Origin of the sequence: Micromonospora sp. (assembly GCF_048594385.1) — a bacterium.
Classification (GTDB): Bacteria; Actinomycetota; Actinomycetes; order Mycobacteriales; family Micromonosporaceae; genus Micromonospora; species Micromonospora wenchangensis.
Window position 1 is genome coordinate 1 of the sequence record NZ_JBMDWU010000560.1, and the last position, 6,060, is coordinate 6,060.

Consider the following 6,060-nt stretch of genomic DNA (forward strand, 5'->3'; position numbering starts at 1 on the left):
GGGCTGCCTCGGGGGTGCCCCCCCCCCCCCCCCCCCCCCACATGCGCCTACCCCACCCCCCCGGCCCGCCCGACCAGCCCGGCGGTCAGGCGCGGCGGGTGGCCAGCAGGCGGCGGGGGTTCCAGCGCAGCAGCAGGCGACGCAGCCGCCCGGAGGCCGTCACCAGCCGCGCCGAGCTGTCGCCCAGCGAGGCACGCCAGCGCAGCAGCACCGACGGCGGCAGCACGGCGGCCAGCAGCCGGGTACGCCGGTCGGCCCGCGCGGCGAGGGTGTCCCGTACCGTCCGCAGCGCCGGGTGCAGGGGCTCGCCGGTGAGCGGGTCCCGGGCGTACCTGGCGCGTTCCTCGGCCCGGCCGAGCAGCCGTACCGCCGTGGCGGAGCCGGCGTCCTCGCCGACCGCCTCCCGGGCCAGGCGCTCGGCGGTCGCCCGGGGCGTCTCCGTCCGGTCGACCCGGACCCGGTAGTCGACCAGGGTGTCCAGCAACTCGTCCCAGGCGGCGTGGGCGTCCGCGCGGGCCCGCTCGGCGTCCGCGCCCAGCACCGTCATCGGGATGCTCGCGCCCGCCCCGTCGTCGGGGGCGGCGCCGGCCGCCACCGGAACGGGCCGACGGTGCCGCTGCCGGCGTAGCGCGCGCCGCCGCAGCGCCGGCAGCGCCAGCAGCGCCGCCAACGCCAGCAGCGCGCCCAGCGTCCACCAGGGCCAGGTCGGGGCCCGCTCGACGGGGGCGCCGGTGGTCGGGTCGAACCCGGCGTCGGTGTCCTTGTCGATGGCCTCGTCACGCTGCGGCCCGGCCGTGGCGCCCGGGTCCTCCGGCGCGGCCGGCGCGGCCGTGTCCGACGGCTCCGGGTCCGGGGCGTCGGAGTCCGGCGCCCACGCCGACCGGGTCGACCCCTGGACGCCGTACGCCGGGGTGGCGTCGAACGGCACCCAGCCGAACCGGTCGAAGTAGACCTCCGTCCAGGCGTGCAGGTTGCGGTTGGTCAGGACGGCGGTGTCCCCGTCGACGCTGCTGCCGTTGGTGAAGCCGAACGCTACCCGGGCCGGGATGCCGGCCTCCCGCACCAGCCAGGCCAGTGCCGCCGCGTACTGCTGGCAGTAGCCGACCTTGTTGGTGAGGAAGTCGACGATCTCCTGGCCGCTGGTGCCGCCCTTGGTGCTCAGCGAGTAGCTGAACCCGTTCTCCCGGGAGAAGTAGTCGTAGAGCGCCCGGACCCGGTCGTAGTCGGTGGACTTCCCCTCCACGAGCCGGTTGACCAGCACGCTGACCTCGCGGACCTCCGGGGTGCGGGTCTGTTGCAGCCGGATCGGGTGATCGGCCGGCAGCGGGCGGGCCCGGCGCAGCGCCGCCGGGGTGTACGTCGAGCGCACGTACTCGAAGGAGTAGCGCTTGCCCCGGGAGTTGTCCCGGTTGGAGAAGACCACCCCGAGGTTCTGGTCGTACGACCAGTTGCCGTTGAGCCCGTCGAAGCTGACCGGGTCGGTGTAGACCGGCACGAAGGGCATGTTCAGCGACCGGTTCACCTCGACGGTCGCCCGGTAGGTCTGCTGCTCCACCCCCGCCTGGGCCCGGTCGGCCGGGTCGGGCAGGTCCCGGTTCACCGGCCGGCCGTTGGGCGGGCGCACCCGGAAGCCGTCCGGGCGCAGCTCGTCGGCGACGCCGAAGCGCAGGTAGAACGGGTTCTGCTCGGTGGTGGTGACGGTGACCATGTCGGCCACCTCGGACTGGTTGAGCTGCCCGCTGAGGGCGGCGAACAGGTCGATCCGGCCGGGGCCGCCGCCCTGCCCGAGGCGTCCGTTGCCGGTGCCGTTGCCGGCGGTGTTGAACTGGTCCAGCAGCCCGCCGGACATCCCCGGCACGGCCAGCGGCAGCACCACGGCCAGCACCACCCCGACCACCGCCAGCCGGCGACCGGCGGCGGCCAGCGGGGACGACTCCCAGACGTCCACGTCGCGGCCCTCGCCGGTGAACCGGCGGCCGAACCGGCGGACCCGGTCGACGTTGTCGGTGACCAGCAGCCAGAGGTAGCCGGCGGCGCCGACCACGAACGGCAGCGCGGGGACGCTGTCGACGTAGACCGCCACCGGCACCGAGTAGATGGCCAGCATGGGCAGCCCGGCCAGGGCCGGTCGGCGCAGCCCGACGGCGAGCACGTCGACCACGATCGCCACCGAGCCCACCCCGAGCACGCTGATGAACAGCAGCGGGGTGGTGTCGGGCACCTTCACGCCGTAGGAGCGCATGTCCTGCAACGAGCCCTGCGCCAGCTCACCGAAGTGGGCCAGCGTCGCCGGCGTGGGCAGGAAGGCGACCAGCTCGCCACCGCCCGGGAAGAGCCAGGTCAGGGCGAGCAGCAGGCCGGCGAGCATGCCCAGCACCTGGCCCCACAGCGGGGCCCGGACCAGCCGGGTGAGGGCCGCCGCGCCGGCCACCACGGCGACCGCGATGGCCGACTGGATCAGCCAGGTCCACTGTTGGAAGATCGACGACAGCGGGGCTGCGGCGAGCAGGGTCGCCGTGGCGGCCACGAAGCCGATGTTCCGGGACGCGTTCACGACGTCACCCTCTCTCGTCGGGCGTCGGTGGCGGGGCCGACCGCACGGCGGCCGACGACGGCGGTACGCCCGTCGGCGGCGCGGCGGACCGGCCGGTGGTGCCGGTGCGGGGCCGGTCGACGGCTCACCGGACGGCCCCGGCGACCGTCTCGGCGAGCGCCGCACGCAGCGCGAAGCCCTGTGAACCGCGGCCGGCCTGCGGCCAGAGCGCCGGGAGTTGGCCGTCGTGGTCGACCCCGATGACCCGCCAGCCGCCCTGCAACAGGGACAGCGCGGCGGCGGCGTGGGCCTGCTCGGACTCGAACCGGGCCCGCTCGGGCAGGCTGAGCCAGGTGGAGCTGTGCAGCACGAAACCGACGCAGGTCGCCCCGTTGCCGCGCAGCCCGCCGAGCAGTTCCGCCTCACTGGTGGTCAGCGACCCGAACAACGCGATGATCAGGCCACCGTCGGCGCGCTGGCGGACCCGCTGCACCAGCGTCGCCACGTCGCCGCGCTGGTCGAGCCGGACGTCGGAGAGGTGGTCGAGGAGCAGGCCGTCCCCGGTGGCCTCGTTGGCGTCGACGTCGACCCCGTCGCCGGTGACCAGGCGCAGCTTGTATCCGGCCTGGCGCAGGTGCACGGCGATGCTGGCGGCGGCGGAGACCGCCCACTCGAAACTGGCCGTCGGGCCGTCACCCCGGTGCCCGTGCGCCCGGGTGTCCAGCACCACCGTGGCGCGGCTCTCCCAGGGCTGCTCCTCGCGGCGCACCATCAGCTCACCGGTGCGGGCGGTCGACTTCCAGTGCACCCGGCGCAGGTCGTCGCCCCTGCGGTACTCCCGGGTGGCGGCGTCGTCCTCGCCGTGCACCGCCACCGACCGGGCCCGGCTGTCGCCGCTGCCGGCGTACTCGCCGGGCAGCCGTACCGAGGGCAGCGGGGTGACCTGCGGGATCACGGTGAGCTGTTCGGTGCTGGGGAACGCCCGGCTCAGCTCGCACAACCCGAACGGGTCGGTCATCCGGATCACCAGCGGACCCACCTCGTACCGGCCGCGCACGTCGGCGCGCACGGTGTACGCCACCGAGCTGGCCTGGTGCGCGCCGAGCCGTTCCAGCACCACCCGGGGCCGGCTGCCCAGCGCGTACGGCAGCCGGTCCTCCAGCAGCAGGGTGCCGGTGGGCAGCCGGGACATGTTCTGCAACCGCAGCACCACCCGGGAGCTGGCCCCGACCGGCACCCGGTGCGGGTCCAGCGAGCGGTTGCAGGCCAGCTTGTACCGGGTCCGGCCGACGTAGAGCGCGGCGAGCAGCGGCAGGACGGCGAGCAGCACCGCCACCCGGAGCAGGTCCCGTTCGCCGAGGATGCCGGCCGAGATCGCGGCGGCGATGGCCGCCGCCAGGAACGAACGGCCCCGGGTGGTCAGGCCACGCAGCCCGTCCCGCACGTCACGGCCTCCGCGGCTCGAACGGCGGGCGGCCGTTGCCGGCGGCGGGGCGGGGCGTGTCGTACCCGGTGGGGCGCTTGCGGTCCGGCGGCAGGGCGAGCCGGTGCACCAGCTCGGCGACGATCGCGTCGGTGGTGCGGCGGGCCAGCTGGGCGTCGGCCGTGGGGATGATCCGGTGGGCCAGCACCGGCACCGCGAGCGCCTGGAGGTCGTCGGGGAGCACGTAGTCGCGGCCCTCCTGGGCGGCCACCGCGCGGGGGGGGCGCAGCTGCTGGTGGGTGGCCCGGGGGGACGCGCCCAGCCGCAGGTCGGGGGCCTCCCGGGTGGCGGTGACCAGGTCGACGGCGTACTGCTTGACGGCGTCGGCGACGTGGACGTTGCGCACGGTGGCGATCAGCCGGCGTACCGTGTCGGCGTCGGAGACCGGGCGCAGCTCCTGGAGTGGGTCGGCGGCGCCGTGCCCGTCCAGCATGGCCAGCTCGGCCTCCGGGCCGGGGTAGCCCATCGCGATCCGGGCGGTGAACCGGTCGCGCTGCGCCTCCGGCAGCGGGTACGTCCCCTCCATCTCGATCGGGTTCTGGGTGGCGATCACCATGAACGGGGTCTGCAGCTGGTAGGTGACGCCGTCGACGGTGACCTGGCGTTCCTCCATGCACTCCAGCAGCGCGGACTGCGTCTTCGGCGAGGCCCGGTTGATCTCGTCGCCGACCACCAGGTTGGCGAAGACCGCGCCGGGGCGGAACTCGAAGTCGTGCGTCTCCTGGTTGTAGACGCTGACCCCGGTGACGTCGCTGGGCAGCAGGTCGGGGGTGAATTGGATGCGCCGCACCGAACAGTCGATGGACCGGGCGAGCGCCTTGGCCAGTTTGGTCTTGCCGACGCCCGGGACGTCCTCGATCAGCAGGTGCCCCTCGGCCAGCAGGACGGCCAGGGCGAGCCGTACGGTCGCCGTCTTGCCCTCGATGACCTGCTCGATGTTGGCCACGATGGCCTCGCTGGCGGCGCGGAACTCGTCGTGCGGCAGCACGCCGCCCACCTCGTCCCAGGTCTGTTGTGTCACGGGCCTTCTCCTCGTCGCGACGGCAGCTCGGTAAAGAGCACCTGGACCCGTCGTTCGGTTCGCAACGGGAAGCCTCGTCTGCCGCAGGAATCGCACTGGTCTCTCAGGCTAACCATGTTTACGGTGAACGCCGAACCCTGCCGGAAGTCGGCCGGTCACCCGGCGGATATTCGTCAGGTCGGGGGACCGGACGCGGCCGGGCGACCACGGAAGGTGACGGTCGCGGGGTGGATGTGCCGGGCGGTCGCCCGACGCCACGGGGTACACTGCGGAACATGACCGGAGTCTTCCTGCTTCTTACCGGGCCGTGCTGATGCGCTGACGCGCGACAGCACGGCGGCCCCTCCTGTGCGAGGGGCTTTTTCGTGCCCGCGGCGGGGTCCTGCGGGCCCGACGCTCCCCAGACCCGACACGACCGCGCCAAGGAGCCAAGGAGAAGGCATGAGCGAGGCAGCCGCACCGGCGGGCGACATCCCCCCGTACCGGTACACCGCGGCCATGGCCGACGAGATCGAGCGTCGGTGGCAGGACACCTGGGAGCGGGAGGGCACCTTCCACGCGCCGAACCCGACCGGCCCGCTGGCCGACCCGGGCCACCCCCGGGCGGGCGCGGAGAAGCTGTACGTGCTGGACATGTTCCCGTACCCGTCCGGGGCGGGGCTGCACGTCGGGCACCCGCTGGGCTACATCGGCACCGACTGCTTCGCCCGCTACCAGCGGATGGCCGGGCGCAACGTGCTGCACGCGATGGGCTTCGACGCGTTCGGCCTGCCCGCCGAGCAGTACGCGGTGCAGACCGGCACCCACCCCCGCACGACCACGGTGGCCAACATCGAGCGGTACAAGGCGCAGCTGCGCCGGCTGGGGCTGGCCCACGACGAGCGGCGCTCGGTGGCCACCATCGACACCGACTTCTACCGGTGGACCCAGTGGATCTTCCTGCAGGTCTACAACTCCTGGTACGACCCGCAGGCGCGGCGGGCCCGTCCGGTCGCCGAGCTGACCGCCGAGTTCGCCGCCGGT

General features: G+C 74.3%; 4 protein-coding genes. 1 reads left to right on the forward strand and 3 read right to left on the reverse strand.

The annotated features are described in order from the left end of the window. Positions 1–85 precede the first annotated feature (85 nt). The 3 genes from ACOJTC_RS29675 to ACOJTC_RS29685 form a co-directional block, all read right to left on the reverse strand. Positions 86–2,554 carry a transglutaminase TgpA family protein gene (locus tag ACOJTC_RS29675; protein WP_420119353.1) on the reverse strand — a complete coding sequence of 823 codons (2,469 nt, stop codon included), beginning with the start codon at positions 2,552–2,554 and terminating at the stop codon, positions 86–88. 124 nt (positions 2,555–2,678) lie between these two features. Then, positions 2,679–3,977, reverse strand: coding sequence for a DUF58 domain-containing protein (locus ACOJTC_RS29680; RefSeq protein WP_204927771.1), 1,299 nt, complete (start codon positions 3,975–3,977; stop codon positions 2,679–2,681). A 1-nt stretch (position 3,978) separates the two neighbouring features. Next, a complete protein-coding gene (locus ACOJTC_RS29685) occupies positions 3,979–5,037 on the reverse strand; it encodes an AAA family ATPase (protein WP_420119354.1) in 1,059 nt (352 codons plus the stop codon). Positions 5,038–5,478: 441 nt separating this feature from the next. Between ACOJTC_RS29685 and ACOJTC_RS29690 the strand changes: the two genes are divergently transcribed. Beyond that, positions 5,479–6,060 (forward strand): class I tRNA ligase family protein (locus tag ACOJTC_RS29690; protein ID WP_420119355.1); only part of this gene is annotated, 582 nt, incomplete at its 3' end.